At 66.4% G+C, this 25,558-nt stretch carries 25 protein-coding genes; 16 read left to right on the top strand and 9 right to left on the bottom strand.

What is annotated here, in order from left to right; all coding sequences use genetic code 11:
* The first annotated feature begins 121 nt into the window (after positions 1–121).
* Together ACMGG8_RS22095 and ACMGG8_RS22090 are read left to right on the top strand one after the other, a co-directional pair.
* On the top strand, positions 122–1,426 hold the full coding sequence (locus ACMGG8_RS22095) for a CitMHS family transporter (RefSeq protein WP_041117598.1): 1,305 nt from the start codon (positions 122–124) through the stop codon (positions 1,424–1,426).
* Between the two features lie 91 nt (positions 1,427–1,517).
* A complete protein-coding gene (locus ACMGG8_RS22090; protein WP_060845107.1) occupies positions 1,518–2,771 on the top strand; it encodes an OprD family porin in 1,254 nt (417 codons plus the stop codon).
* 5 nt (positions 2,772–2,776) lie between these two features.
* Here the strand turns inward: ACMGG8_RS22090 and ACMGG8_RS22085 are convergent, their stop codons facing one another.
* Together ACMGG8_RS22085 and ACMGG8_RS22080 are read right to left on the bottom strand one after the other, a co-directional pair.
* The gene (locus tag ACMGG8_RS22085) at positions 2,777–3,787 is read right to left on the bottom strand and encodes a M48 family metallopeptidase (protein ID WP_414158412.1); all 1,011 of its coding nucleotides are present in this window, start codon (positions 3,785–3,787) and stop codon (positions 2,777–2,779) included.
* A gap of 27 nt (positions 3,788–3,814) precedes the next feature.
* Positions 3,815–4,414, bottom strand: a complete 600-nt coding sequence (locus ACMGG8_RS22080) for a LemA family protein (protein WP_060838821.1) — start codon at positions 4,412–4,414, stop codon at positions 3,815–3,817.
* A 199-nt stretch (positions 4,415–4,613) separates the two neighbouring features.
* Here ACMGG8_RS22080 and ACMGG8_RS22075 point away from each other — a divergent pair, with 199 nt between their 5' ends.
* The 4 genes from ACMGG8_RS22075 (at position 4,614) to ACMGG8_RS22060 (ending at position 6,326) form a co-directional block, all read left to right on the top strand.
* On the top strand, positions 4,614–5,033 hold the full coding sequence (locus ACMGG8_RS22075; RefSeq protein ID WP_231979029.1) for a DUF4265 domain-containing protein: 420 nt from the start codon (positions 4,614–4,616) through the stop codon (positions 5,031–5,033).
* A 22-nt stretch (positions 5,034–5,055) separates the two neighbouring features.
* A complete protein-coding gene (locus tag ACMGG8_RS22070; protein ID WP_108543064.1) occupies positions 5,056–5,463 on the top strand; it encodes an Imm10 family immunity protein in 408 nt (135 codons plus the stop codon).
* 76 nt (positions 5,464–5,539) lie between these two features.
* Complete coding sequence (locus ACMGG8_RS22065) at positions 5,540–5,878, top strand: FKBP-type peptidyl-prolyl cis-trans isomerase (RefSeq protein WP_060843293.1); 339 nt, start codon at positions 5,540–5,542, stop codon at positions 5,876–5,878.
* Positions 5,868–6,326, top strand: a complete 459-nt coding sequence (locus ACMGG8_RS22060; RefSeq protein ID WP_108543066.1) for an NUDIX hydrolase — start codon at positions 5,868–5,870, stop codon at positions 6,324–6,326. The genes ACMGG8_RS22065 and ACMGG8_RS22060 overlap by 11 nt, the downstream gene beginning before the upstream one ends.
* Positions 6,327–6,342: 16 nt before the next feature.
* On the opposite strand, the gene ACMGG8_RS22055 is transcribed toward ACMGG8_RS22060, so the two are convergent.
* On the bottom strand, positions 6,343–7,365 hold the full coding sequence (locus ACMGG8_RS22055; protein ID WP_060843295.1) for a sensor domain-containing diguanylate cyclase: 1,023 nt from the start codon (positions 7,363–7,365) through the stop codon (positions 6,343–6,345).
* A gap of 92 nt (positions 7,366–7,457) precedes the next feature.
* On the opposite strand from ACMGG8_RS22055, the gene ACMGG8_RS22050 reads away from it, so the two are divergent.
* Positions 7,458–7,901: a hypothetical protein gene (locus ACMGG8_RS22050; protein ID WP_414158411.1), complete on the top strand. Its 444-nt coding sequence runs from the start codon at positions 7,458–7,460 to the stop codon at positions 7,899–7,901.
* Here the strand turns inward: ACMGG8_RS22050 and ACMGG8_RS22045 are convergent.
* Positions 7,800–8,381 carry a LysE family translocator gene (locus tag ACMGG8_RS22045; protein ID WP_181321565.1) on the bottom strand — a complete coding sequence of 194 codons (582 nt, stop codon included), beginning with the start codon at positions 8,379–8,381 and terminating at the stop codon, positions 7,800–7,802. The two genes, ACMGG8_RS22050 and ACMGG8_RS22045, sit on opposite strands and share 102 nt — an antisense overlap.
* 162 nt (positions 8,382–8,543) lie before the next feature.
* Between ACMGG8_RS22045 and ACMGG8_RS22040 the strand changes: the two genes are divergently transcribed.
* Entirely contained in the window at positions 8,544–9,503 is a 960-nt protein-coding gene (locus ACMGG8_RS22040) for a LysR substrate-binding domain-containing protein (RefSeq protein WP_414159967.1), read from the top strand.
* A 2-nt stretch (positions 9,504–9,505) separates the two neighbouring features.
* Here ACMGG8_RS22040 and ACMGG8_RS22035 read toward each other — a convergent pair whose 3' ends face one another.
* Together ACMGG8_RS22035 and ACMGG8_RS22030 are read right to left on the bottom strand one after the other, a co-directional pair.
* A complete protein-coding gene (locus ACMGG8_RS22035) occupies positions 9,506–10,000 on the bottom strand; it encodes a DUF1543 domain-containing protein (protein WP_108543072.1) in 495 nt (164 codons plus the stop codon).
* A 50-nt stretch (positions 10,001–10,050) separates the two neighbouring features.
* The gene (locus ACMGG8_RS22030; protein ID WP_414158410.1) at positions 10,051–11,217 is read right to left on the bottom strand and encodes a cytochrome P450; all 1,167 of its coding nucleotides are present in this window, start codon (positions 11,215–11,217) and stop codon (positions 10,051–10,053) included.
* An 81-nt stretch (positions 11,218–11,298) separates the two neighbouring features.
* Between ACMGG8_RS22030 and ACMGG8_RS22025 the strand changes: the two genes are divergently transcribed.
* Positions 11,299–12,048: an ArsR/SmtB family transcription factor gene (locus tag ACMGG8_RS22025; protein WP_414158409.1), complete on the top strand. Its 750-nt coding sequence runs from the start codon at positions 11,299–11,301 to the stop codon at positions 12,046–12,048.
* Between the two features lie 51 nt (positions 12,049–12,099).
* Here ACMGG8_RS22025 and ACMGG8_RS22020 read toward each other — a convergent pair whose 3' ends face one another.
* Positions 12,100–15,702, bottom strand: a complete 3,603-nt coding sequence (locus ACMGG8_RS22020; RefSeq protein WP_060838832.1) for a transporter substrate-binding domain-containing protein — start codon at positions 15,700–15,702, stop codon at positions 12,100–12,102.
* 339 nt (positions 15,703–16,041) lie between these two features.
* Between ACMGG8_RS22020 and ACMGG8_RS22015 the strand changes: the two genes are divergently transcribed.
* The 5 genes from ACMGG8_RS22015 (at position 16,042) to ACMGG8_RS21995 (ending at position 21,485) form a co-directional block, all read left to right on the top strand.
* Entirely contained in the window at positions 16,042–17,253 is a 1,212-nt protein-coding gene (locus ACMGG8_RS22015; protein ID WP_414158408.1) for an EAL domain-containing protein, read from the top strand.
* A 90-nt stretch (positions 17,254–17,343) separates the two neighbouring features.
* A complete protein-coding gene (locus tag ACMGG8_RS22010) occupies positions 17,344–17,844 on the top strand; it encodes an AAA family ATPase (RefSeq protein WP_108543078.1) in 501 nt (166 codons plus the stop codon).
* 483 nt (positions 17,845–18,327) lie between these two features.
* On the top strand, positions 18,328–19,737 hold the full coding sequence (locus ACMGG8_RS22005) for a circularly permuted type 2 ATP-grasp protein (protein WP_060838835.1): 1,410 nt from the start codon (positions 18,328–18,330) through the stop codon (positions 19,735–19,737).
* Between the two features lie 3 nt (positions 19,738–19,740).
* On the top strand, positions 19,741–20,691 hold the full coding sequence (locus tag ACMGG8_RS22000) for an alpha-E domain-containing protein (protein ID WP_060838836.1): 951 nt from the start codon (positions 19,741–19,743) through the stop codon (positions 20,689–20,691).
* Positions 20,688–21,485 carry a transglutaminase family protein gene (locus tag ACMGG8_RS21995; protein WP_060838837.1) on the top strand — a complete coding sequence of 266 codons (798 nt, stop codon included), beginning with the start codon at positions 20,688–20,690 and terminating at the stop codon, positions 21,483–21,485. Before ACMGG8_RS22000 ends, ACMGG8_RS21995 begins: the two co-directional genes overlap by 4 nt.
* Positions 21,486–21,499: 14 nt before the next feature.
* On the opposite strand, the gene ACMGG8_RS21990 is transcribed toward ACMGG8_RS21995, so the two are convergent.
* The gene (locus tag ACMGG8_RS21990) at positions 21,500–22,297 is read right to left on the bottom strand and encodes an AraC family transcriptional regulator (protein WP_060838838.1); all 798 of its coding nucleotides are present in this window, start codon (positions 22,295–22,297) and stop codon (positions 21,500–21,502) included.
* 111 nt (positions 22,298–22,408) lie between these two features.
* Between ACMGG8_RS21990 and ACMGG8_RS21985 the strand changes: the two genes are divergently transcribed.
* Together ACMGG8_RS21985 and ACMGG8_RS21980 are read left to right on the top strand one after the other, a co-directional pair.
* Positions 22,409–23,380 (top strand): DMT family transporter, encoded by a 972-nt coding sequence (locus ACMGG8_RS21985; RefSeq protein ID WP_060838839.1) that lies wholly within the window; start codon positions 22,409–22,411, stop codon positions 23,378–23,380.
* A gap of 180 nt (positions 23,381–23,560) precedes the next feature.
* Positions 23,561–24,727 carry a DUF1624 domain-containing protein gene (locus ACMGG8_RS21980; RefSeq protein ID WP_414158407.1) on the top strand — a complete coding sequence of 389 codons (1,167 nt, stop codon included), beginning with the start codon at positions 23,561–23,563 and terminating at the stop codon, positions 24,725–24,727.
* 62 nt (positions 24,728–24,789) lie between these two features.
* Here the strand turns inward: ACMGG8_RS21980 and ACMGG8_RS21975 are convergent, their stop codons facing one another.
* Entirely contained in the window at positions 24,790–25,440 is a 651-nt protein-coding gene (locus ACMGG8_RS21975) for a sel1 repeat family protein (protein WP_060843303.1), read from the bottom strand.
* Positions 25,441–25,558 lie beyond the last annotated feature (118 nt).

Raw genomic sequence — 25,558 nt, 5'->3', positions numbered from 1 at the left:
CTTCACCCCAAGTACCGACTCAACACCTGTGCCGGGCGCCCTTGATCGGGGCGTCCGGTGCTCGGGTGGCCGTGCGCCCGCGCGTCGGCCACGCTCATCATAAAAACAAGAGAATCGACTTATGCTCGCTTTACTCGGCCTCGCCATGGTGGTGGTCTTCACCTTCCTGATCATGACCAAGCGCCTGTCGCCCATCGTGGCGTTGACGCTGGTGCCTATCGTCTTCGCGGTGCTCGGCGGGTTTGCCGGCACCACCGGCAAGATGATGCTCGACGGCCTGAAAATGGTCGCGCCGTCGGCGGCGCTGTTGCTGTTCGCCATTCTGTTCTTCGGCTTGATGATCGATTCGGGGCTGTTCGACCCGCTGATCCGCAAGATTCTCAAGCGGGTCAATGGCGATCCGACCAAGATCGCCATGGGCACCGCGCTGCTGTCGCTGGTGGTGGCCCTGGACGGTGACGGCACCACCACCTACATGATCACTTGCGCGGCCATGCTGCCGCTGTACAAGCGCATCGGCATGAACCCGATGATCCTCGCCACCATCTCCATGCTGTCCTTGAGCATCATGAGCGGCATGACCCCCTGGGGCGGGCCGGCCACGCGCGCCATCGCCGCCCTGGGCCTGGATGCCGGCGAGTACTTCGTGCCGCTGCTGCCGACCATGATCGGTGGCGCCGCCTGGGTGGTGTTCACCGCCTACCTGCTGGGCCGGGCCGAACGCAAGCGCATCGGCAATACCCAGCTGCAAAGCGGCGGTGGCGACTGCTACATCAAGGCGATTCTCGAAGACACCCCGCACAAGCGGCCCAAGCTGGCCTACGTCAACCTGCTGCTGGTGATGGCGGTGATGACCGCGCTGGTGCTGGGCCTGATGCACTCGGCGGTGCTGTTCCTGATCGGTTTTGTCCTGGCCTTGATGATCAACTACCCGCAGCTGGATATTCAGAAAGAGCGCATTCTGGCCCACTCGGGCAACGCCATGACCGTGGTGCTGCTGGTGTTCGCCGCGGGGATCTTCGCCGGCATTTTCTCCGGCACCAAGATGGTCGACGCCCTGGCGCAGACCCTGGTGGACTGGATCCCGCCGTCCTGGGGCCACCTGTTCCCGCTGGTGGTGGCGCTGACCAGCATGCCGTTGACCTTCGTCCTGTCCAACGACGCCTACTACTTCGGCGTGGTGCCGATCCTGGCCAACGCGGCGGCGGCCTATGGCATTTCTCCCCTGGAAATCGCCCGTGCCTCGATCCTCGGTCAGCCGGTGCACCTGATGAGCCCGCTGGTGGCCTCGACCTTGCTGCTGGTGGGCATGGTGGACCGCGACATCGGCGACTTCCAGAAAGCCACGGTGAAGTGGGCCGTGCTGACCTCCCTGGTCATTACCGCCCTGGCCTTGCTGACCGGGGCCCTGACCCTGTTCGTCTGATTGCCTCGAAACCCTCTTTTGTAGCCGGGCGCGCCTGCTGGCGGGGCGCTTGGCGAACTGCGCCTTGAATAACAACAACGAGAAGTACGACATGAGCCATTTGCTGATTCGCGCAACGGTATTTTCCTGCTTGAGCCTGCCACCCGTGGCCGGGCTCCAGGCCGCTGACTTCATCGACGACAGCAGCCTCAAGCTGCAACTGCGCAACGTCTATTTCAACGAGAACTTCCGCGACGAACACGGCCTCAGCGCCAAGGCCGCGCGCACGGCCAAGAGCGAGCGCACCGAGTGGGCTCAAGGCTTCCTGCTGGACTATCAGTCCGGATTCACCCCGGGCACCCTGGGGTTCGGGGTCGATGCCCTGGGGCTGCTGGGGGTTCGGCTCGATTCCGGCAAGGGCCGCAGTGGCACGGGGCTGCTGCCGGTGCACGACGACGGTCGCGCCGCGAGCGAATTTGCCAGTGCCGGCGCCACGGCCAAGGTGCGGCTGGCCAAGACCACCCTCAAGTACGGCACCTTGCTGCCCAAGACCCCAGTGCTGGTCTACAACGATGCCCGCCTGTTGCCGCAGACCTATCAGGGCACCCAGCTCACCAGCACCGATATCGACGGCCTGAGCTTGACCGGCGGTTATCTGCAGCGCTTCAAACTGCGGGATTCCACCGACAGCGTGGGGCTGGTGCCCGACGGCTACAGCGGCGGCCAGTCCGGGGACTTCCGCTACGGCGGGGGCGAATACAAATGGAGCAAGACCCTGCGCCTGAGCTATTTCCATGGCGAGCTCGAAAACTTCTATCGGCAGGATTTTGTCGGCCTGCAACATGACCTGGCGCTGGGGCAGGGGACCTTGACCAGCGATCTGCGCTACTTCCGCAGCGCCGATTCAGGCGCGGCGTTCGACGGCAAGATCGCCAACCGCATGTTCAGCGGCCAGCTGACCTACGCGATTGCCGGGCATTCCCTGGGCGGCGGCTATCAGCGCCTGAGTGGCGATGCCGGCTTGCCCTATATCAGCGGCGCCACGGTCTACTCCTTCAGTAACGCCGGCATCGGCAAGTTCATCGAGGAGGGCGAGAAGACCTGGATGCTCGGCTATGGCTACAACTTTGCCAGCCTGGGTGTCCCCGGCCTGACCTTCAGCTCGCGCTACCTGAGCGGCAATGATGGCAAGTCCAATACCCGCGTCGATGAGTGGGAGCGCGACAGCGAACTGGCCTACGTGCTCCAGCAGGGCTCGTTCAAGGGGCTGGGGGTCAAGCTGCGCAACTACGTGTATCGCTCCGACTACTCCCGTGGACGCGACAGCAACCGCCTCTACATCACTTACGACATCGCCCTCTGGTAGCGCGTCTACAGCGGCGTGAAGCGCCCATCCCACTGCGGATCCAGGCGCTGGATGCGCGCGGCCAGCGGCGGGTGGGTGGCGAACAGGCGTTCCAGGCGCAGTTTCACCCCCTGATGGAAATACAGGTGGCTGTACTGGGCGGCGGCGAAGGCCCGCAGGCGTGAGCCGGCGCTGCTGCCGCCGATCTTTTTCAGGGCCCCGGCAATGCCCTGGGGGTTGCGGGTGAACTGCACCGCCGAGGCATCGGCGAGAAACTCGCGCTGACGGCAGATGGCGGCCTTGATCAGGTTGCCCAGCAGGCTGCCCAGGGAGCCGAAGATGAGCAGGGCCAGGCCCAGCACGGCAAACACGATCTGCCAGAAGAAGCGGTGGCGGTCGTTGCCCAGGTGTTGCTTTTCGGCCTGGCGCAGCACCGCGATGCCCGCCAGGCTGAACACCAGCAGGCCGTGGATCACCGCCAGCAGCCGAGTGTTGAGGCGCATGTCACCGTTGTAAATGTGGCTGAACTCATGGGCGACCAAGCCCTGCAATTCGTCGCGGTCCAGATGGACGAGGGCGCCACGGGTGATTCCGAGCACCGCCTGCTCCGGGGTCAGCCCGGCGGCGAAGGCATTGATCGCGTCTTCCGGCAGTACATACACCGCCGGCAGGGTGGCGCCGGAGGCCAGGGCCATTTCCTCGACGATATTGAGCAGGCGCTGTTCTTCGCTGCCCCGCGGCGAGTCGTTGATCAGGCGTCCGCCCAGGTGCTCGGCGATCACCTTGCCGCCGGCCCGCAGGCGCCAGATCTTGTACCAACTGCCCAGCACCACCACCAGCAGCATAAGCAGTGCTATGACCGCGACCACGGCCCAGTTCAGCACCTTGGGCTGGCCGTACTCCTGGCTCAGCTCGCGCCACAACAGGCCCAGCCCCAGGCTGCTGAGGCTGACCAGGGTGGTCACCGCCAGGGTCATCAACAGCAGCAGTTTGAGGGTGTGGCGCCGGGCACGGGCCTGGTGTTGAAAGAACTTCATGCAAGTTTCCGGGGGCAGGCGGCGGGGTTATTGAAAGGACACTTTGCTGGCGTCCTGGATCTGCGCGCTGTCGGCGAATTGCAGCAGCGCGGCATCGGCGCGATGGCCGAACAGCCCGGCGAAAAACAGCGCCGGTACTTGCTGCTTGCACAGGTTGTAGTCGGTCACGGCGTCGTTGAAGGCCTGGCGCGCGTAGGCGACCTTGTTCTCGGTGCTGGTCAGTTCTTCGCTGAGCTGCGCCATGTTCTGCGAGGCCTTGAGTTCCGGGTAGGCTTCCAGGCTCAGGTGCAGGCGGTCGAGGACCTGGTCCAGGGCACCCTGGTCCTGGCCCAGGCGGGCGATGCGCGCGCTGTCGCCGGGTTGCGCGGCGGCCGCTTGCAGGCTGTCCCGGGCGCTGTTGCGGGCCTCGGCCAGGGCGGTCAGGGTCTGGCGCTCGTGCTGCAGGTAGCCCTTGACGGTTTCCAGCAGGTTGGGGATCAGGTCGTAGCGGCGCTTGAGTTGCACTTCGATCTGGGCGAAGGCATTGCGCAGGCGATTGCGCCGGGTCGTCAGACGGTTGTAGAGACTGACCAGGTACAGCGCCAGAACGGCGAGCAGCACCAGGGCGACGATATCGGCGGTGGCCATGGGATGTCCTTATCGGGGTGAGGCGTGGGGGCGGCCATGGTAACGGAAACGTCCCGGGCCGTGACAGCGCTTTGCTCAAGTAGCCAATCAGGGATTGCCCCGGGCCGGCAATTCTGCGAAAAAGCGCGCGGCGCTCCGGCTTCAAGGTCGAGGGGGCGCCTTTCATTCGATGAACCAGGGACAGGCGATGGACAAGATCATGCTCAGGTTGACGGTGGTCGACGATTACCCACCGGTTGCCAGCGAAGGGGTCTGGGCTGAGCAGCAGCCGGACGGCCTGTACCGGATCGCCAATCTTCCTTTCTATTCCCAGGACGTCTGTTATGACGACGAGGTGGCCGTCCAGGTCGAGGCCGATGGCCTGAAATGGTTCAGGCAGGTGGGGCGCAGCAGTGGCAACAGCACCCTGCGCGTGGTGTTCTTCAAGGCCGGCCGGGAGCGGATCCCGGAGGTGCTGGAGCGGATCAACGCCCTGGGTTGTCGCTGGGAGGGCATGAGCCAGGCCTTCTTCGCGGTCAACGTACCGGCCTCGGTGCCGTTGGACAGCGTGCTGGAGTACCTGCAGGCGTGCGTTGACCAGGATTGGCTGGATTATGAAAGCGGGCTGTTGCGCCAGTGACCGCGCCAGGGAGCAAGGACCGATGAACTTGAAATTTCATGCCAACACCTACAGTGCCTATACCGAGGACGACGTGCAGATCCTGGGTTTTGCCGACGATGGGCAGCAGCCCGAGCACTACCTGCTGTTGCAGCGTGCCGAATGCTTCGACGAGCAGGATCGGCAACTGGGCATGGACACCTATTACGTCGAGCTGGGCGGGCAGGGCGTGGCCGGCTATGGCGGCATCGAGCAGCTGCAATTGGCCCCGGGGCGCTTGACCCTGCAGTTCTCCAGCACCCTGGACTGGTGCCGGGGCCTGCCCGGCCTGGACATCAGCTGGGACGCCGGGCTGGCCAGCGTCGAGGAGGTCCGGGCGGCGCTCGGCGAAATGCTGCTCGGCACCGACACGCGCATTCAGCTTCAGCCCGGGCCGGGGGCGCTGCAGTGATTGCCAAGGCGCGGCAATTCTGCGAAAAAGCGCGCCGCGGTCCCGTGTCGGGGCAATGTTTGAACGGGAGTGAAGCATGAGTGACCAATTACAGGTGATCGATATCCAGCTGGGCGACGGCAAGGCGGTGGTCAAGGGCGCTTTGATCACCACCCAGTACCGGGGCTTTCTGGAGGACGGCAGCAGCTTCGATTCCTCCTACGATCGCGGCAAGCCGTTCCAGTGCGTGATCGGCACCGGGCGGGTGATCAAGGGGTGGGACCAGGGCCTGATGGGCATGCAGGTGGGCGGCAAGCGCAAGCTGCTGGTGCCGGCGCACCTGGGGTACGGCGAGCGCAGCATGGGCGCGATCCCGCCCAACTCGAACCTGATCTTCGAGATCGAGTTGCTCGAAGTGCTGACCCGTGACGACTGAGGGGCCGGCGCACACCTCAGCCGCACCCTCGACACCCGCCAACAAGGCTTGCCCGGTGCTGCTGCGCTACACCACCGAGCTTGAGGTCTTGGCCTTTCGCCATCCGCTGGCCGGCCTGCAACTGGTCAAGGGCACGGTGGAGGCGGGAGAGTCGACGGCCGCTGCGGCGGTCCGCGAGCTGGCGGAAGAAGCGGGCGTCGAGGCCGAGGAAAGCCGTTTTCTCGGCCTCTGGCACTCGGGGTTTGCCGGCCAGGTGTGGGCTTTCCATGAGTGCCGGGTGCCGGCGCCGCTGCCCGAGAGCTGGACTCACTTCACCGCGGATGACGGCGGCCATCACTTCGAGTTCTTCTGGCACCCCCTGGCCAGCCCGCCGTCGGCCCAATGGCACCCGCTGTTCCAGGCGGCCCTGGTGTTTTTGCGCGAGCGCCTGCTCGACGCCGACGCCTAGGCCGGGTTGGCGGGTATCACTGCCCCAGGCGGTACTGATTGTTGCCGCTGCGCTTGGCTTCGTACATCGCCAGGTCGGCGATGTGCAGCAACTGGTCCATGCGCCCGGCATGGTCGGGAAACACCGCCACCCCCAGGCTGCTGCCGATGCTGTGGCGCTGGCTGTCCACCTCCACCGGGGGCGATAGCTGGCTGAAGATCTTTTCGCCGATGCGCCGGGCTTCTTCCGTCAGGTCGAGCCCCGGGGACAGTCCCTCCAGAATCACCACGAATTCGTCACCGCCGATCCGCGCCACGGTGTCGCTGCTGCGCAGGATGCCTTGCAGGCGCTGGGCCGTGGCGCTCAGCACCCGGTCCCCGGCGGCGTGGCCGTACTGGTCGTTGATGGCCTTGAAGCCGTTGAGGTCGACGAACACCAGGGCCACCCGGGTCTGATTGTGCCGCGCCTGTTCCAGGGCCCGGGACAGGCGCTGTTCCAGCATCAGGCGATTGGGAAGGCCGGTCAGCGGATCAAAGTGAGCCAGTTGTTGCAGCTGGCGGGTGGAAACCTTTTCATCGGTGATGTCGCGCACCACGCCGAGCATCTTGATGGTGGTGTCGTGCACGTTCTTCACCACGTTGCCGGTCTCGCGCAGCCAGTGGATGCTGCCGTCGGGCCACACCACGCGGTATTCCTCGTCATGGTTCTCGCCGGTTTCCAGGCAGCGCAATTCGCCGGCGCGCACCCGTTCCCGGTCCTCGGGGTGCACACAGGAGCAGAACAGTTCGTAGGAGGGCACCACTTCGCCGACCTTGAAGCCGAACATGCCGTAGATGGCTTCCGACCAGTACAGGCGCTGGGTGTCGACTTCCCAGTCCCAGGTGCCGATGCGTGCGAAGTACTGGCTGCGCTTGAAGCGCTCGGCATCGTCGGGCAGGCCCTCGACCCGTTGGCGATAGGCCCGCAACTGGGCCTGGGCGCGGCGCTCACGGCGCAGCAACCACAGTGTCAGCAGGGCCAGCAACAGGGTCAGGCACAGCAGGGACCAGACAGCAATCATGAGATTCTGGACAGCATGGAAGGGGGAGTCCTGAGGGTTGATGGCACGGGGCTATGTTAATCCACGCTATCGGCTGCAGAGCAGTTTTTTCTGTGGCGTCCGCTCATTCGGCGGCTGCCGGGGGGGCAACCCTGGGGATTGCTGGCGAGTCGCTGGTGCGGCTGTTGCAGCCCACCATGGTGGCCTTTGCCGAGGCCCTGACCTCGGTGCTGGCCATTGTCGCGCTGCTGGGCGGGCGCTACCGGGGCTGGGTCTGGCTCGACCCGGTGATGGGAATGATCGGCGCGCTGCTGATTGCCCGCAGGTCCCATGCGCTGATCAACTCCAGCGCGGCGGTGTTGCTTGACACCCGTGATGACCGCCTGGCCGCGGTGCCCGGGCTGGCGCACTTGCCCTTCGAACTGCGCAGCCTCCGAGGCCACTGGCCGGGCGCCTCAGCGGTACAGTTCCAGCACCGAATACACCAGCCCCACCACGGCCACCGCCAGCAGCATCAGGCTCGACAGGCCGGTCACCTGGCGCTTGTACTTGAGTGAGAACCCCTGGCGCGCCATCAGGATATAGGCCCCCAGCACGGCAAAGTCGATCACCACCCAGACCAGCGTCAGCAGCAGCGCGCTGCGCTCGAAGGAGCGACTGACCTGGATGAACTGGGGGAAGAACGAGACAAAGAAAATGATGTCCTTGGGGTTGCTGATGCCCAGCAGGAACCCATTGGCCAGGCCGCGCCGGCCCGGGGCGGTCGGCGCTGTGGCCGCTGCGGTTTGCGGGCCTGCGGCCTCCCGCAGGCCTTGCAACGCCAGCCAGCCGATAAAGCCGCAACCCAGCAGGCTGAACCCGCTGATCAGGCGCGGATCCAGCGCCAGGCCGGTGGTCAGCATCAGCACCGCCAGCAGCGCCAGGAGCAATGAGGCGGCATGGGTGCCCAGGGCGGTGAGCAGCGCCTGTCGCGGTCCGGCATGCAGGCTGGTGGTGACAATCAGCGCCACCACCGGTCCCGGGGTGGCCACCAGCATCAGCACGCTGAGGGCATAGGCCAACAATAACGACAGGTTAAGATCCACGGTGCAGGTCTCCTGCTCAATTCGAGAGCGCGCAGCTTGGCGCCTTTGCCCAGCGTTGAAAAACGCAAAAAGCTGTGAGCTACTATGATTTTTTATCATCATGAGTGCCTGTCGATGGTCGAGCCCCTGCCGCCGCTCTACGCCTTGCGTGCCTTTGAAGTGGCCGCCCGTTCCTGCTCCTTCACCCGTGCCGCCGAGGCGCTGTCCCTGACCCAGAGCGCCATCAGCCGGCATATCCGTACCTTGGAAAGCCAGTTCGGTTGCCGCCTGTTCCAGCGCCACGGCCCGCGGCTGCAGCTCACCGAGGCCGGGGAGCGCCTGGCCCGGGAGCTCAAGGTCGGTTTCCGGATCATCGAGGATGCCTGCCTGCCGCTGCGGGCCAGCCGCGGCCAGTTGCGTCTCAAGGCGCCCTCGACCCTGACCATGCGCTGGCTGCTGCGGGTTCTGCAGACGCTCAAGGGCGAGCAGCCGGAGCTGGCGGTGCAACTGGCCAGTGTGTGGATGGATTTCGATCACGTGGACTTCTACGCCGAGCCCTACGACTGCGCGATTCTGCTGGGCAACGGCCACTTCGGCGACGGGGTCGAGGCCTGCAAGCTGTTCGATGAGTGGCTGATTCCTATCGGCCCGCCGCAGGCTGCGGACGGCGCGCCCTGGCCCCTTGAGCGGCTCAGGGACGCGGAGCTGATCCACCCGTCGGCGGACCGCCGCGACTGGCGCCGCTGGCTGCAGGCCCAGGCGTTTGAGGAGCGGGCACTGCTGGAGCCGCTGCGGCTGGAGCGCGGCACGGTCTTCGACACCCTGGACCAGGCGATCAGCGCCGCCATGGCCGGGCACGGTCTGTCGATCGGTGACCTGCACCTGGTGGCGCAGGACATACGCGGCGGGCGGATCAGTCTGCCGTTCCCCAGCGCGGTGGCGTCAGGAGACGGCTACTACCTGGTGTGGCTGCGCGACAGCCCGAGCCAGGAGCGCATTGCCCGGTTGCGCACATTCCTGCTGAGCCAGGTCACGGATATCAGCGATCTAGGCGTGCACTACCGGGCCCCGGGCAGCGCTGACCGGCCGGCATGACGTCAGTTGAGGATGATGTAGTCGTTGCGTTGTTCGATGCCCTGGTGCGGCCCTGGCACCAGGTGCACATAGCGCCCTTGCAGCAGGTCGATCGGCAGGCAGTCGTCGACGTCGAGCAGGGCGTCGGTGTGGGATTTGTGCCAGTGGGCCAGCATCTGCCGCTTGCCCTTGGCCTTGGCTTCGGTCTTGTCTCTGGCCACCACCAGCAGGTAGCGGTGGGCCTCGCCGAAGGTTGCCGCCTCGTAGCCGCCCAGGTTGAGGAAGTACAGGCGCGGCGCGCCCGGCCCGGGGGCCAGGGGGCTGAACTCGACCTTGTATTCATCGACGCCGTCGACCTGCATCCACGAATCGATATGCAGGCCCGCCGGGCTGCCGAACCAGGCCTCGCGCAGTTGCGCGTAGGCCGACTCAAGGCGGTCGGCGACCACGAATTGGACGTCGTGGACTTCGATTGTCGCTTTGGGGTGCTTGCCCCCGAGCATCACCACAAACAGCATGATCCTTCCTTTTTCCAATAGCGGCGTCGGCAGAGGGGGCACTTTTTACCTCAAGCGTCCGCTTGCTGCCAGTCCCTTGGCCGGCTGCCCGGTGCGTCGCTGAACTGGGGCAGGCGGCCATTGACCGAGGCCCGGTACTGCCACTGCAGGGCCAGCGCGTCCAGGCCCGGTGGTTGCAGCAGGGTGCGCAGCAGGCTGTGGACGATGTTCAAGGCCAGGTCCCGCCCCGGGCAGCGGTGGGCGCCGGCGCCGAAGCTGAAGCCTTGCTGCGCCGGATCGCTGCCGGTGATCGCGCACAGGGCCGGGTCGTGGTTGGCCGCGGCCAGCAGCACCAGCACGCTATCCCCGGCTTGCAGGTCGACACCGAGCAGGGTGCAAGGCTCGGCCACGAAGCGGCGGGTGTTCTGCACCGGCGGGTCCAGGCGCTGCAGTTGCAGCAGCCAGTCCTGCAACTGCCGCGGATCGTGCTGCAGGCTCCGGGCCAGGGCCGGGTCCGCCAGCAAGGCCAGCAGGCTGTTGCCGAGCAGCCCGGCGCAGGCGTCGTGGGTTTGCGCCAGCAGGCCCACCAGGTTGGCCTGCAGGTCCTCGGGGGCCAGCCCGTTGCTGCGCTCAAGGATCGTTCTCAGCAGCGGGCCGGGTTGCGGGTTGTCGAGCACGGCCTGCATCTGTCGGAGCAAGGCTTGCGCCGCCGAGTCGGCGACCTGCAACTGTGGTTCCGTGCTCAGGGGCGAGAAGCAGGCGACGAACTCGCCGGTGCGTCGGGCCAGTTCTTCGCATTGCGCGGCGGGCACCCCCAGCAGGGCTGCCAGCAGGGCCACCGGCAGGCGCCACTGCCAGCGTTGCAGGTCGGCGGCGCACTGCGGGGCGCGAAGGGCCGGGCGCCATCGGGCCAGCCAGGGCATCAGGTCGATCCCGCCCAGTGCCTGCAGCCCAGGGGCCATGGCCTGTCGCGGACAGCCGTGGCGCGGGCCGTCGTTCATGCGCATCAGGCGGGCAAACACTTGCCCGGCGGGCCGTCCGGCGATGGCCCGGGGCACCGGTTCCTGCAGCGGTCGGACCCGGCAGGCCGGGTGGTTGAGCACCGCGGCGACCGCCGCGGCACTGCTGGCCACCCACAGTCCGAGGGCCGAATCGTAGGTCAGGCCGCCCCGGGCACGCAGGCGGGCGTAGTAAAAGTCGTAGGGGTCGAAATGGGTAGCGGCGCTGATCGGGTCCATGATTTTTCTCTTTGTTGGGCAGATATCCAGGTTGCTACTATCCTCTGCCTTTCGAAGACACGATTCGTCATGGAGCGAAATATGAATGTAGTGCAGAACGACCTTGGGCTATCCAACGTGGCGGCAGCCATCGCCGAGCCGGCCCGGACCCGGATGCTCTGTGCCCTGATGGACGGCCACGCCCGCACCAGCACCGAACTGGCGGCGATCGCCCAGGTCAGTACCTCCACCGCCAGCGCCCACCTGGCCAAGCTCAAGGACGCCGGTTTGCTGCGGGTGCAGGTCCAGGGGCGGCATCGTTACTACGACCTCGGCGATCCCCTGGTGGCCCAGGCCCTGGAGGCGCTGATGGTGATCGGCCAGGGCGGCACCTTCACCCCACGCACCCCGGACCGACTGCAGTTCGCCCGCACCTGCTACGACCACCTGGCGGGCACCCTGGGGGTGCAGTTGCACGACCGGATGCTCGACGCCGGCTGGTTGCTGGCGGCCGGGGAGGGCGAGGAGTACCAGGTCAGCGACAGCGGCGTCGAGTTCTTCCGCGGCCTGGGCATCGAGGTGGCCGAGCTTCGCGCCCTGCGTCGGCGCGTTGTCTGCTCGTGCCTGGACTGGAGCATGCGCCGTCCGCACCTGGGGGGCGCCCTGGGCGCTGCTGTGCTGCGGGTATTGCTGGAGCGCAAATGGCTGATCCGCGACCTGGACAGCCGTGCCCTGACCCTGACCGGCACCGGCGGGCGCTACATCAGCAAGCGTTTTGGCATGCCGCTGATCCAGCCGTCGCGGCCACTGTCGGCCTCGGCCAGCCGGGAGCTGCAGCAACTGGGGGGCTGAGCCCAATGAGGATGCGGCGGCTGGGGCTCGCCCGGGCGCCGCATGGGCCGTTCAATCGGGTTCCAGGGCCTCCAGCAGGTCGCCGTCGAGCCCGAGCATGGCCTGCTCCAGGCGCGTCAAGGCCGCCTTGATCTGATCGGCATTGGCGCCCTCGCGGCAGGCCTTTTCCAGGTACTCGCATTCATCGATCAGGGCCTGGGCCTTGATGATCCGCGCCGCGCCATGGATGCGGTGGGCCAGATCGGCCACCCCCTTGCTGTCGGAACCGGCGAGCTGTTCGCGGATCTGTTTCAGGTCCTGCCGGTTGCTCTGCTGCAGGCCCTTGAGCACTCGCTGGATGGAGGCGGGGTTGCCGCCGGTGAGGTGGTCCAGTTGCTGGATGTCGAAACGCTGGCTGGTACTTTTCAGCTGGGTGCGCGGCAGGGCCTGCAACTGGCGCAGGCGCCGATCCAGTTCGGGCAGGGCGATGGGCTTGAAGATGCAGCCGTTCATGCCGGCGTCCAGGCAGCGTTGCTGTTCTTCGGGTTGGACATTGGCGGTGAATCCGAAGATCTGCACCGGCGGCCGTCCCTGGATCTGCTCGGCAAGGCGAATCTGCCGGGTCAGGTCGTAGCCGTTCATCACCGGCATGTTGCAGTCGGTGATCACCACATCGAAGGTTTCCCGCAGCCACAGCTTGTAGGCGTCGGCGCCGTTTTGCGCCTGGCTCAGGCTGTAGTCGAGAAAGCGCAGTTGTTCGCAGAGCAGTTGGCGGTTGGCCTGGCTGTCGTCCACCACCAGGATGTGCAGCGCGGCCCTGGCGGCCAGCGGCTGGGTGTCCGGCGTCAGCGGCGGCGGGGTATCCGGCAGCGGCTCGAGTCGGCTCAACTGCAGCTGGACCCGGGCCAGGGTGCCGACCCCGGGCTGGCTTTGCAGGCTCAGCTGGCCGCCCATCATCTCGCACAGGGTGCGGCAGATCACCAGCCCCAGGCCGGTGCCCGAACGGGCGTTCTGATGCTGTCCGGGCACCTGGCTGAAGGGCTGGAACAGCAGTTGCTGGTCCTCGGGTTCGATGCCGATGCCGGTGTCCCGGACCGTCAGCAGCAGGGGCAGGGTCTGCGGATCGTCGCGCTCGGCCTGCAGGCGGATCTGCACGGTGCCGCGCTCGGTGAACTTGATGGCGTTGCTCACCAGGTTCGAGAGGATCTGCTTGAAGCGCAGCGGGTCGACCAGCACGTCGCCGCTGGCGCCGCCGTCCAGGTCCAGTTCCAGGCGCAGGCCCTTCTGTCGGGCCAGGCCATCGAAGACCCGGAACACCGATTCCACCAGGTCCCGCAGATTGGCCCGCTCGGGGCTCAGGCTCAGGCGCCCGCTTTCGATCCGGGCGATGTCCAGGATGTCGCCGATCAGTTCCAGCAGGCCCAGGGCCGAACTGTAGGCCACCTCGATCGAAGGGCGGTCGAGCTGCCCCTGGTCGGCGCGCTTGAGGGCCAGTTCGAGCATGCCGATCACCGCGCTCATGGGGGTGCGGATCTCGTGGCTCATGGTGGCCAGGAAGGTGGTCTTGGCCCGGTTGGCCTTGTCGGCGTCGTTCTTGGCCTGGGTCAGTTCACTCAACAGTTGCTGGCGTTCGCTGATGTCCAGCCAGCCGCCGATGATGCCGAGGATTTCGCCCTGGGCATCGCGGTAGGGCAGCATCCAGTGGTAGATCTGCATCTGCTGGCCGCGGATGTGCACCGTGCGGTCGATCAGCAGCGGCGGGCCGCCGTCGAGGATGCTCTGGAAGTCGGTGGCGAACAGCCCGGCTTCGGGCACCGCCAGCTGTTCGAGGTTGCTGCCCAGCACGCTCTGGCGATCGGTGCCCATGGTCTTGAGGTAGCTGTCGTTGCAGATCACCAGGCGCCGCTCGCGGTCGCGCACGTAGATCGGGTTGGGCGTGCCGTTGATCAGCGCGTCCATGAAGCGCAACTGGTCGTTGAGGGCATGCTCGGCCCGTTCGCGCTGGCTGACCTGGCGGCGCATGGCGTAGCCCCAGGCCAGGGCAATCAGCAGCAGCACGATCGACGCGGCGCCGGCCAGGTAGAGAGTCGAGCGATAGTCGCGCCAGGAAGGGGGCGCGACGGCCGCCTTGGAGCGCCAGCGATTGTTGAGCTCGGTGATGGCGTCCGGAGAAATGCTGCGCAGGGACTTGTCGATGATGCTGAACAGTTCCGGCTGGTCGCGGCGCACCGCAAGGGACTCGTTGAGCAGGGGCAGGTTGAGGGCCGAGCGGACCTTGAGCTGGTCTTCCCTGATTCGTGGCAGGTTGAAGCTGACGGCGATTTCCGCCTGCACGGCGGCGTCGGCCTTGTGGTCCCGAAGCAGGGACAGGGCTTCGAAGTTGGTCTGCACTTCCTTGATGCGGATCTGGGGGTAGCGCTGGCGCAGCAGGGCCACCAGGGCGTGACCGCTGCCGATCAGCAGGGTCTTGCCGGCCATGTCTTCCAGGCTTTTCGGCGCGTCGGCGGCGTCGCGGGTGATCAGCATGTAGGGCCCGACCAGGTAGGGGCGGGAGAACCGCAGGTAGGTTTCGCGCTCGGGGTTGCGGGCCCGATCGGCGACCATCTGCACCCGGCCCTCGCGCACGGCGTCGTTGAGGTCCTTGAAGCTGGGCAGCGTGGTGATTTCGAAGGTCAGCCCGGTCTTGGCCTCCAGCATCGCCAGCAGGTCGGCGGTAATCCCCAGGTAATTGCCGTCGGCGTCGAAGTAGGACATCGGCGGCAGATAGCGGTGGATGCCGATGCGCACCACCGGGTTCTTTTCGATCCAGCGCTGTTCCTCGGGGGTGAGGCTGGTTTTTTCCATGCTCAGCAGCAGGCGGTCGCCCCAGCGATTGCGGATGCTGATGTCCTGCTCCCTGTGGATCGCGCGCAGGGCGGCGTCGAGCAAATGCTGCAGTTGCCGGTTGTCCGGGTTCACCGCGAAGGCGAAGCCGGAGATGCTGGCCGGGCCGCTGTAGATGATCCGCAGGTAGTCGCTGTAGTTGCGCGAGATCAGGAACTGCGCCGAGACGGCATCGCTGAGCAGCACGTCGGCATCGCCGAAGGCCACGGCGGCCATGGCCGCATCCGCAGTGCCATAGGTTTCGATCCGCGCCTGGGGGTACATCGCCTGGGCCGAGGGCAGGCTGATGGTGTCCTGGGAGATGGCCAGGCGGCGTCCCTGCAAGCCGCCCTTGAGCGACGGCGAGTCGCCTTGGCGGGCGACCAGGGTCGGGCGATTGACCAGATAGCTCTGGCTGAGCAGCAGTTGCCGTTGCCGCGCCTCGTCCTGGGTGACGCTGCCCATCAAGTCGATCTCGCCCCTGGCCAGGGCATTGAACACCTGCTCGCGGGTTTCATAGGCGCGGATGCTGATCTTCACCCCCAGAGCGTCGGCCAGCAGGCCGATGTAGTCGGCGGTAACGCCTTCGTACTCCTTGGCTTCGTTGACCATTTCCAAAGGCGGCAGGTTTTGCTGTGCGGTGCCCAGCACCAGTTCGCGCTTGTTGCGCAGCCATTGCCAGTCATCGCTGGTCAGGGACAGTTGGTGGTGATGGGGGGATTCATAATTGAGCAACTGCAAAAGGGGCGTGGTGTCGCTCATGGCCGGCAGGCATGTCAGCGCCATCAGCATGGGCAGGATAAAACGAAGCATCGGGGCTCCTGATCGAGGAACGGCACAAGGGTGGATCGAAGAGGGAAGCGGCAGGCTGCGTCATCAGCCGGACAACAGCTGAGCGCCAATGCTGGACGTAAATATAGATCAAGGAACGGCGGCAAACGCGGCTATTTTCCCGGGTTGCGCAGGCTCGGGCAAGCGCGCTGATACGGGCGGACCGAAGGTCTGGTCGGCGCCTTGACCGGCTTGCGGTTAGCGATACGCTTGTTGCTATCCGTACGTTTCCCGTGGGCAGGCTGCCGGGTGGCCTGAATGGTGCCGGCGGCCGCACCATCGGCAGCCCCCCGGCCGTCGCCGCTGAGCCTGGAGCCGCGCTTGAATACCCTGAAGATATTGGTTCTGGAAGATCATCCAGTGCAGCAGTTGCTGGTCCTGGAGCAGTTGCTGCGCCTGGGGGTGGTGGCTCCCCTGGCGGCGTCCGACGGAACCGGTGCCCTGGAGCTGTTGCGCACACGCGGCGCGGCGGACATCGTTCTCTGCGACCTGCAGATGGCGGGCATGGACGGCCTGGAATTCCTGCGCCGGGCCAGCGCGGAACAATTGGTGCGGGCGGTGATTCTCTACAGCCTGATCGAACCCGACCTGCGGCGCGCGGTGTTGCAGATGATCAGCCTGCAAGGGCTGATCGTGCTGGGTGATGTGGGCAAGCCGGCGGAACTGGCGGCCCTGCAGGCGATGCTCGAACTCTATCAACAGCGCCACCAGTCACCGCTGCCCGCGCCGCCGCCCCGGCACTTCGAGCCGGTGAATCGCGAAGAGCTGCTCCGGGGCGTGGAGCAGGGGCAGTTCGTGTCCTACTACCAGCCCAAGTTCGATCTGCAACAGGCCACCTGCAGTGGCGCCGAGGTGCTGGTGCGCTGGCTTCATCCGCAGCGCGGCGTGCTGGCGCCGGCGGCGTTTCTCGCTGAACTGGAGGCCGAAGGCCTGCTGGACCGGGTGTTTCATCAGCAGCTCGACCAGAGCATGGCGTTGCAGCGCCGGCTGCTGGATCAGGGAGAGGAGCTGGAGCTGGCGTTCAACCTGATGCCCCGGCAACTGGCCAGCAGCGACATCGTCGGGCATATCCGCCAGGCCATCGAACGGCATCAGGTGCCGCCGCATTTGCTGAGTTTTGAAATCACCGAGGTCGGCCTGGTGCAGGCTCCGGCCATCAGCCTGGAGAACCTGGTGCGTCTGCGCATGATGAAGTGCAACCTGGCCATCGACGACTTCGGCGCCGGCTATTCCTCCTTGCAGCGCCTGTGCGAGCTGCCGTTCAACCAGATCAAGCTCGACGCGCATTTCGTCCGCGAACTGGTGCGTCAGCCGCGCTGCCGCGCGGTGGTGGGGGCGTCCCTGGCGTTGGCCAGCAGCCTGGAGATGTGCCTGGTGGTGGAAGGGGTGGAAACCCAGCTCGAACGGCGCCTGCTGCTGGAAATGGGCTGCCTGCTGGGCCAGGGCTACTGGTATGCCCGGCCGATGGCGGAATCCGAGTTGCTGGCCTGGCCGCGCAGGGCGCCGGTGTCGGTGTCGCAACAGACGCCCTGAGGCTGCCGGCTGGCGCCTGTGGAAACGGCGCTGGACGCGGGCGGCCTTTGTGTCGAAGCTGTGGGTCCCTTGATTCAGGCAGGTGCTTGCATGCTTATCGTCTTCAGCGGCTTGCCGGGCTCCGGCAAGACCACCATCGCCCGTACCCTGGTGCCGCACCTGGGCGCCACCTACCTGCGCATCGACAGCATCGAGCAGGGCCTGCGCGACGCCGGCCTGCCCGAGGTGGGCAAGGGCGGCTACCAGATCGCCCTGCAACTGGCCGAGGCCAATCTGGCCCTGGGCAACCGCGTGCTGGCGGACTGCGTCAATCCGCTGGCCGAAAGCCGTCAAGCCTGGCGTCGGCTGGCGGACAGGCTGGGCGTCGAGCTGCTGGACATCGAGGTGTTCTGCAGCGATCCGCTGGAGCATCGCCGGCGGGTCGAAACCCGGCAGCTGGATGTGCCGGGCCTGCAAGCGCCCGACTGGCAGTCGGTGCAGCGCCACGAGTATCAGGCCTGGGCTTCGCCGCCGCTGCGCCTGGACAGCTCGCGGCTGTCGCCGGAGCAGGCGGTGGCGGTGATTCTGGCCAAGGTGGCGGCGCGCTCCTGAGGCCCGGCTGCGCCGTGCCGATTTTTGTCTGTGAACCTCATTGGTGCAGCTACAGTCATTGCTCAGGGGGCGCTACTGGCCGCTGTGAGCAGCACTGGGTGAAAAACTCCCGATAACGGGGCAAAAAATTCCGCTGTCGGGCTTTCTGCACCGATTCTGCCCGCATCCGTCACCCCTGGTGCCGCCCGATCGGTCTTGAACAGGTTCAAGGCCGGCCTGTTCAGGGCGGACAAGTCACTTTTATGAAATTAAATGTCGCATTGAGTGCATTTATGGCCTAGGGCGGCGCTTTGCCCGCCGTTTGCGCATTTGCGGCATAGCGATTGCTACCGCTGTCTTACCAGGGCGGCAAGGGCCGCCCCGCACAGCACTCAGGAGGTGTTTTCACGGTCAGGGAGCGCTGCTCCCTGCCAGGGCAAAGCCGGGTTAGGTACACACAGGGTTCAGATAAGAAGCCGTTTGCATCACGGCAAGGAGTTGGCTATGTCCCGCGCTTTTTTCGATGAAATGTACGCTGCCAGCGGCACGTGTCGACCCCATTACGCAGCGTTCGCCCGTTGGCTGGCGGACACCCCCCTGGAGCTTCTGGACCAGCGGCGGCGCGAAGCCGATCTGCTGTTCCATCGCGCCGGCATCACGTTCACCCTGTACGGCGACGAGCAGGGCACCGAGCGCCTGATTCCCTTCGACATCATTCCCCGCAGCATCAAGGCCAGCGAGTGGCGCACCGTGGAACGCGGCTGCGTGCAGCGGGTCCAGGCGCTGAACCTGTTCCTGGCCGATATCTATCAGGGCCAGCGGATCATCAAGGAGGGCATCATTCCCGCCGAACAGGTGCTGGCCAACGAGGGCTATCAGGTGGCCATGCAGGGCCTGAACCTGCACCGCGGCATCTACGCCCATATCGCCGGGGTGGACCTGGTGCGCGACGGCGACGGCAGCTACTACGTGCTGGAAGACAACCTGCGCACCCCCAGCGGCGTGAGCTACATGCTCGAAGACCGCAAGATGATGATGCGCCTGTTTCCCGAGCTGTTCGCCGCCCAGCGCATCGCGCCCATCGACCATTACCCCAACCTGCTGCTCGAAACCCTGAAAAGCGCCAGCCCCCTGGACAATCCCACGGTGGTGGTGCTGACCCCGGGACGCTTCAACAGCGCCTATTTCGAACATGCGTTCCTGGCCCGGGAGATGGGCGTGGAACTGGTGGAAGGGGCCGACCTGTTCGTGCGTGACGACCGGGTGTTCATGCGCACCACGGCCGGGGCCCAGGCGGTGGATGTGATCTATCGCCGGCTGGACGACGCCTTTCTCGATCCGCTGTCGTTCAACCCCGACTCCATGCTCGGCGTGCCCGGGCTGATCGCCGCCTACCGCTGCGGCAATGTGGTGCTGGCCAACGCCGTGGGCACCGGGGTCGCCGACGACAAGTCGATCTACCCCTACGTGGACGAGATGATCCGCTTCTACCTGAGCGAGGAGCCGATCCTCAAGAACGTGCCCACCTGGCAGTGCCGCAACCCCGCCGAACTGTCCCATGTGCTGGCCAACCTGCCGGATCTGGTGGTCAAGGAAACCCAGGGTTCCGGCGGCTACGGCATGCTCGTGGGCCCGGCGGCCACCGCGGCCCAGATCGAGGAATTCCGCGCCCGGCTCAAGGCCCGTCCCGAGGCCTACATCGCCCAGCCGACCCTGTCGCTGTCCACCTGTCCGACCTTCGTCGAAAACGGCATCGCGCCGCGGCACATCGACCTGCGGCCGTTCGTCCTGTCCGGCCGGGAAACCCGCCTGGTGCCCGGCGGCCTGACCCGCGTCGCCCTGCGCGAGGGCTCGCTGGTGGTGAACTCGTCCCAGGGTGGCGGCACCAAAGACACCTGGGTAGTGGAGGACTGAACCATGCTCTCAAGAACCGCTGCGGACCTGTACTGGATGTCCCGCTACCTGGAGCGTGCCGAGAACCTGGCGCGCATGCTCGAAGTCAGTTACTCGCTGTCGCTGATGCCCCAGGCCGGGCGCGGCGACGGCCATGCCGAACTGTCCATGTCGCTGCTCGCCGCCGGCACCCTGGACGACTACAACCAGCGCTACGGTGAACTCAACAGCGAGCGCATGCTGCACTTCTTTGCCCTCGACGAAACCAACCCCGGCAGCATCTACTGCTGCCTGCGGGCGGCGCGCAGCAATGCTCACGCGGTGCGCGGGCGGATCACCGCCGACATGTGGGAGAACATGAACGCCACCTGGCTGGAGATGCGCAACATCGCCGCCAACGGCCTGGGGCGCTACGGCATCAGCCAGTTCTGTGACTGGGTCAAGGAGCGTTCGCACCTGTTCCGCGGCGCCACCGCCGGCACCATCATGCGCAACGATGCCTACCGTTTCATTCGCCTTGGGACCTTCATCGAGCGCGCCGACAACACCCTGCGCCTGCTGGATGCGCGCTACGAAATGTTCGGCGAGGAGTCCGAGGAGGTCAGCGACGATTCGGCCCGGGGCTACTACCAGTGGAGCGCCTTGCTCCGCGCCCTGTCGTCGTTCGAGGCGTTCAACGAGATCTACCGCAATGCCCCGGGGGCCGAGCAGGTGTCCGAGATGTTGCTGCTGCGCGCCGATGTGCCGCGCTCCCTGCTGGCCTGTGTCGAGGAGCTGGACCAGCTCCTGGCCACCTTGCCGGGGGACAACGGCCGCCCGGCCCAGCGCCTGGCCGCCGAACTCAATGCGCGCCTGCGCTACACCGGGATCGACGAGATTCTCGACTCCGGCCTGCACCAGTGGCTGACCGATTGCATCGGGCAGATCCGTCACCTGGGGCAGACCGTGCACGAATCCTATCTGGAGGTGGTATGAAACTGTCCATTCGCCACGACACGACCTACAGCTACGCCGACGAAGTCTGCACCAGCATCCAGTTCCTGCGCCTGACGCCACAGGACAGCCAGCGCCAGCAAGTCCTGCAGTGGCAGCTGGAACTGCCACGCCGGGTCCGCGCCCAGCGCGATCCCTACGGCAACATCCTGCACGTCATGACCCTCGACGAGCCCCACGGCGCGATCATCCTCACCGCCTTCGGCGAAGTGCAGATCGACGAGAGCCGCGAGGTGGAAGGCGACAGCCAGTCGCCGCTGCCGTTCCTGCGCACAAGCCACTTGAGTGCGGCCGACGCGGCCCTCTGCGACTTTGCCCGGCAGCACTGCGGCGCAGGCCGCGACCGCGCCGCGCTGACCGAGCTGATGCACGCCCTGGCCGAGCACATGCCTTACCGTCCCGGCGCCACCGGGGTCGGCAGTACCGCCGCCCAGGCCTTTGCCGGCGGCGCCGGGGTCTGCCAGGACCATACCCACGCGTTCCTGGCCTGCGCCCGCAGCCTGGGGATTCCCGCGCGCTATGTGTCCGGCTACCTGTGCACCGAGGACGCCAGCCATCTGGCCAGTCATGCCTGGGCCGAAGCCTGGCTCGACGACGGCTGGTACAGCTTCGACGTGACCAACCGCCTGACCCGCCCCGAGCGCCACCTGAAACTGGCGGTGGGCCTGGATTACCTGGATGCCTGCCCGGTGCGCGGCATGCGCCGCGGCGGCGGGGCGGAACAGATGCACGCGCAGGTGCAGGTCAGCTCCATGGTGCAGGTCCAGCATCAATAGGCGGCTGCCCGGGGTCAGTCGCGGCCCATGCACTGGCGACGGTATTCGTCCGGGGTGGTGCCCATCATGCGCCGGAACATGCTGATGAAGGCCGAGGCGCTGCTGTAGCCCAGGTCCAGGCCGATGCTTTCCACGGTCTGGCCCTGTTCCAGCAGGGCCAGGGCCTGCACCACCTTGAGCCGCTGGCGCCACTCGATCAGCGACATGCCCAGCTCGCGCTGGCTGCGGCGCATCAGCGTGCGTTCGCTGGTGTTGGCGGCGTGGGCCAGTTGCGGCAATGAGCGCGGGTCGCCGGGGTTGGCCTTGAGGGTACGCAGCACCGGTCCCAGCAACGGGTCGTCGGAAGAGGGCAGGTAGCTGCCGGCGCAGGAGGCATGCCCCAGCTTGTCCACCAGCACTTGCAGCAGGCGCTGTTGTTCGGCGCTCTGGGGCAGCCCCGGCGGCGCCTGGCGCAGGTCGTCGAGCAAGGCCAGGACCAGCGGGCTGAGGCTCAGGGCGCAGTGTCGGGCGGGCAGGGCGGTGCACAGCTCGGGCGCCAGGTACAGCGAGCAGTGGCAGGCCTCGTGGCGGTTGAAGCCCATGTGCTCGACATCCGGTGGCAGCCAGATGCCGTATTGCGGCGGCGCCAGGTAATGGTGGTCGCCCAGCTCGATTTCCATCACCCCGCTGTAGGCATAGACGAACTCGCCCCAGGGGTGGCGGTGGCGCGGGTAGGTGGCATGGGCCGGCAGGTTGGCCGCACGAAAGAAGATCGGCGCCGGCAGGGCTTCGCTGAACGGCGGCAGGTGCAGTTGTTGTGCGGCTTTGTTCACGGCGGGCACCGGTTGGCGGATAAGTGTTATGGGCTGGCGGAATAGAACTATATCTAGGAAAACTGTCAGGCGGACAATCCTTCATCACTTTTGCTCGATGAAGGATTCGCCATGGCCACTCGCCAACCCCTGGACGCCACCGCCGCTGGCCTGATGCTCGGCCTGTGCGCGATCTGGGGCCTGCAGCAGGTGGCGCTCAAGGCCACCGCCGCGGACATCGCGCCGATCCTGCAGATCGCCCTGCGCTCCGGCGGCGCCGCGTTGCTGGTGGGCCTGCTGATGCGCTGGCGCGGCGAACGCCTGGGGCTGGGCGATGGTCACTGGCGCCCGGGCCTGCTGGTGGGCGGGCTGTTTGCCCTGGAGTTTCTTCTGGTGGGCGAGGGCCTGCGTCACACCACGGCCTCGCACATGGCGATCTTCCTCTACACCGCGCCGATCTTCGCCGCCCTCGGGCTGCACTGGCTGATGCCTTCCGAGCGCCTCAAGCCCGCGCAATGGCTGGGTATTGGCGTGGCCTTTGGCGGCATCGTCGTGGCCTTCAGCGGTCCATCCCCGGCCGGCCACGGCGGCGGCAGCAATGTGCTGCTGGGGGATTTTCTCGGGGTGCTCGGCGGGGTTGCCTGGGGCGCCACCACGGTGGTGGTGCGCTGTTCGCGGCTGGCCTCCAGCCCCACCACCCGGACCCTGCAATATCAGCTGCTGGGGGCTTTTGTCTGGCTCGGCCTGGCGGCGTTGCTGTTCGGCCAGACCAGTATCCGTTTCACCCCGCTGGTGATCGCCAGCCTGGGGTTCCAGGTGCTGGTGGTGTCGTTTGCCAGCTTCCTGATCTGGTTCACCCTGTTGCGTCGCTACCAGGCCTCGCGGCTCGGGGTGCTGTCGTTCATGACCCCGCTGTTCGGCATCGGCTTCGGCGTCTGGCTGCTGCATGAACCCCTGGAGGCCAACTTCATCGTTGGCGCGCTGCTGGTGCTGGCGGGCATCGTCACGGTCAGCGGCTACGAGTGGCTGCGCCAGCGGCTCAAGCGCAACACCCAGGTCGCTGCCGCGCCGGCGAGCCTGCCCGGGAGCGGGCCACGCGCCTGAGGCTAGGCCCACTGGCCGCGGCTGGCGTTGGCTCGCCCGCGGTCTTGAGCGTGTCGTGCCCGCAGCAGCGGTTGTGGACAAGGTTTCGGATCAATCCTTGATGTTATAAAGTAACGGCCGATTGTCCCGCTTAGCCAAGCTGACGCCCTCTCTCTGAACCTGACGCTGCGATCCCTCCCTATGACTTCTTCAGCCCATCCTCCCGTGCGCCTCGGCGCGCGCTTGTTGAGCATCGACGCGCTGCGCGGCCTGGTGATGCTGTTCATGCTCCTGGACCACGTCCGCGAAACCTTCTTCCTGCACCGGCAGGTCAGCGATCCCATGGACGTGGCCACCACCGAGCCCGGGCTGTTTTTCAGCCGCACCCTGGCGCACCTGTGTGCGCCGGTCTTCGTGCTGCTGACCGGGCTCTCGGCCAGCCTGTTCGCCCACAAGCACGGCAATCGGGCCGAGGCCAGTGCCTTCCTGTTCAAGCGCGGCTTGTTCCTGGTGCTGCTGGAACTGACCCTGGTGAACTTCGCCTGGACCGGGCAGGTGCCGCCGAGCGTGATCTACCTGCAGGTGATCTGGGTCATCGGCCTGAGCATGCTGGCGCTGTCGGCGCTGCTGTGGTTGCCGCGCGCGGTGCTGCTGGTACTGAGCCTGTTGCTGATCGGCGGGCACAACCTGCTCGATGGCGTGCATTTCGCCGCGGGGGAGGCGCTGCACGTGCCTTGGGCGATCCTGCACGACCGGGGCTGGATCGAGTTCGGCGATGCCTTGCGCGTGCGCACCTCCTATCCGCTGTTGCCGTGGATCGGCGTGATTGGCCTGGGCTATGGGCTGGGGCCGTGGTTTGCCGCCGAGGCCGATAGCGCGCGGCGTCAGCGGCGGTTGCTGCTGGGCGGGCTGGCGGCGCTGGCGGGGTTTGTCCTGCTGCGCCTGCTCAACGGTTATGGCGAGCGGCCCTGGGTCAGTGGCGACAGCGGCCTGCAAACGCTGATGAGCTTTTTCAACATCACCAAGTACCCACCGTCGCTGCTGTTCATCGCCCTGACCCTGGGTGTGGGGCTGCTGGTGCTGCGCGCCCTGGAGCGCTGCCAGGCACGCCGCTGGGTCGCGGTGCTCGGGGTGTTTGGCGGCGCGCCGATGTTCTTCTACCTGCTGCACCTGTATGTGCTCAAGGGCCTGTACCTGCTGGCCGTGGCGCTGCTGGGGCGCAACCAGGGGGCCTACTTCGGCTTCGACTCGCTGGGCTGGCTGTGGCTGATCACGCCGCTGCTGGCGGTGCTGCTCTACCCGCCGGTGCGGGCCTTTGCCCGGCTCAAGGCACGGCGTCGCGACCTGGGGTGGCTGAAGTACTTTTGAGGGAGGGTTCGCCGGCACGCGTTGCGCAGCAGCCGGCCGGTGAAAGCATCCCCCGAACGCTGTCAGGGCCGCGCCGCGCGAATGGCCTCGCGGATTTCTTCCTGCAACTGGCGAGCGCCGCTGCAGGCCGGGTCGGCGGGGCCGTACTTGCAGGATTTATCCAGCACCTTCAGCGCCAGATCGGCGTCGGGCGCTACGCCAATGCCCCGGCTCAGGTGGAAGCCGTACATGGTGCAGGCCCAGGGATCATTCAGCTCACAGGCCTTGTTGAAGGTCTGCACCGCACAGTGTCGGGTGGCCTGGTTGTCGGCGTCGGCGGTGAGCATGCCGGCGGCGCGGTTGGTGCACCCGGAAACCAGCCCCAGGCTGCAGGCGCGCTGGTACAGCGGTTCATAGCCTGCGGCGGGGCCTTTGGCCTGTTGCAGGGTGGTGGCCAGCCAGTAGCAATCGTTGCCGTCGCCGGCTTCGCAGCGCTGCAGGCAGGCGCCCAGCTGCTCCGGGGTTTCGCAGCGGTTGGCCTGCGTGGCCCGTGTCGCGGTCCTGGCCGGCATGTTGTCGCTGGGGCATTGCCTGGCCTGGGCTTGCCAGTCTTGCCGGGCCTGGACCTTGGCGGAAATCCCCTCGACCAGGGCCGGGTCCCCTGGCGCGGCGCTGGCCGCGAAGGTCGACAGCCATACGGCGCCAAGCAGGCAGAAACGATAGAAACGGTGCATGGACGGGGTCCTTTCCAAAGGGAGGGGGAAGCGGGGGCGTATCTTAGGGGCTTTCTGCCCTGGTTGCTGGTGGCCGGCGGGCTGTGCCGAGATTTTTTTCGACGTCTACCTGCCAAGT

This window comes from Pseudomonas sp. BNK-45, from assembly GCF_047456255.1.
Lineage (GTDB): Bacteria > Pseudomonadota > Gammaproteobacteria > Pseudomonadales > Pseudomonadaceae > Aquipseudomonas.
This window is presented reverse-complemented; position numbering and strand designations above follow the sequence as displayed.

What these genes read in the sequence shown, in the direction of transcription:
- ACMGG8_RS22095 (WP_041117598.1), top strand. Translation starts at nt 122, where the DNA reads ATGCTCGCTTTACTCGGCCTCGCCATGGTGGTGGTCTTCACCTTCCTG.
- ACMGG8_RS22090 (WP_060845107.1), top strand. Translation starts at nt 1,518, where the DNA reads ATGAGCCATTTGCTGATTCGCGCAACGGTATTTTCCTGCTTGAGCCTG.
- ACMGG8_RS22085 (WP_414158412.1), bottom strand. Translation starts at nt 3,787, where the DNA reads ATGAAGTTCTTTCAACACCAGGCCCGTGCCCGGCGCCACACCCTCAAA.
- ACMGG8_RS22080 (WP_060838821.1), bottom strand. Translation starts at nt 4,414, where the DNA reads ATGGCCACCGCCGATATCGTCGCCCTGGTGCTGCTCGCCGTTCTGGCG.
- ACMGG8_RS22075 (WP_231979029.1), top strand. Translation starts at nt 4,614, where the DNA reads ATGCTCAGGTTGACGGTGGTCGACGATTACCCACCGGTTGCCAGCGAA.
- ACMGG8_RS22070 (WP_108543064.1), top strand. Translation starts at nt 5,056, where the DNA reads ATGAACTTGAAATTTCATGCCAACACCTACAGTGCCTATACCGAGGAC.
- ACMGG8_RS22065 (WP_060843293.1), top strand. Translation starts at nt 5,540, where the DNA reads ATGAGTGACCAATTACAGGTGATCGATATCCAGCTGGGCGACGGCAAG.
- ACMGG8_RS22055 (WP_060843295.1), bottom strand. Translation starts at nt 7,365, where the DNA reads ATGATTGCTGTCTGGTCCCTGCTGTGCCTGACCCTGTTGCTGGCCCTG.
- ACMGG8_RS22045 (WP_181321565.1), bottom strand. Translation starts at nt 8,381, where the DNA reads ATGCTGGTGGCCACCCCGGGACCGGTGGTGGCGCTGATTGTCACCACC.
- ACMGG8_RS22040 (WP_414159967.1), top strand. Translation starts at nt 8,544, where the DNA reads ATGGTCGAGCCCCTGCCGCCGCTCTACGCCTTGCGTGCCTTTGAAGTG.
- ACMGG8_RS22035 (WP_108543072.1), bottom strand. Translation starts at nt 10,000, where the DNA reads ATGCTGTTTGTGGTGATGCTCGGGGGCAAGCACCCCAAAGCGACAATC.
- ACMGG8_RS22030 (WP_414158410.1), bottom strand. Translation starts at nt 11,217, where the DNA reads ATGGACCCGATCAGCGCCGCTACCCATTTCGACCCCTACGACTTTTAC.
- ACMGG8_RS22025 (WP_414158409.1), top strand. Translation starts at nt 11,299, where the DNA reads ATGAATGTAGTGCAGAACGACCTTGGGCTATCCAACGTGGCGGCAGCC.
- ACMGG8_RS22020 (WP_060838832.1), bottom strand. Translation starts at nt 15,702, where the DNA reads ATGCTTCGTTTTATCCTGCCCATGCTGATGGCGCTGACATGCCTGCCG.
- ACMGG8_RS22010 (WP_108543078.1), top strand. Translation starts at nt 17,344, where the DNA reads ATGCTTATCGTCTTCAGCGGCTTGCCGGGCTCCGGCAAGACCACCATC.
- ACMGG8_RS22005 (WP_060838835.1), top strand. Translation starts at nt 18,328, where the DNA reads ATGTCCCGCGCTTTTTTCGATGAAATGTACGCTGCCAGCGGCACGTGT.
- ACMGG8_RS22000 (WP_060838836.1), top strand. Translation starts at nt 19,741, where the DNA reads ATGCTCTCAAGAACCGCTGCGGACCTGTACTGGATGTCCCGCTACCTG.
- ACMGG8_RS21995 (WP_060838837.1), top strand. Translation starts at nt 20,688, where the DNA reads ATGAAACTGTCCATTCGCCACGACACGACCTACAGCTACGCCGACGAA.
- ACMGG8_RS21985 (WP_060838839.1), top strand. Translation starts at nt 22,409, where the DNA reads ATGGCCACTCGCCAACCCCTGGACGCCACCGCCGCTGGCCTGATGCTC.
- ACMGG8_RS21980 (WP_414158407.1), top strand. Translation starts at nt 23,561, where the DNA reads ATGACTTCTTCAGCCCATCCTCCCGTGCGCCTCGGCGCGCGCTTGTTG.
- ACMGG8_RS21975 (WP_060843303.1), bottom strand. Translation starts at nt 25,440, where the DNA reads ATGCACCGTTTCTATCGTTTCTGCCTGCTTGGCGCCGTATGGCTGTCG.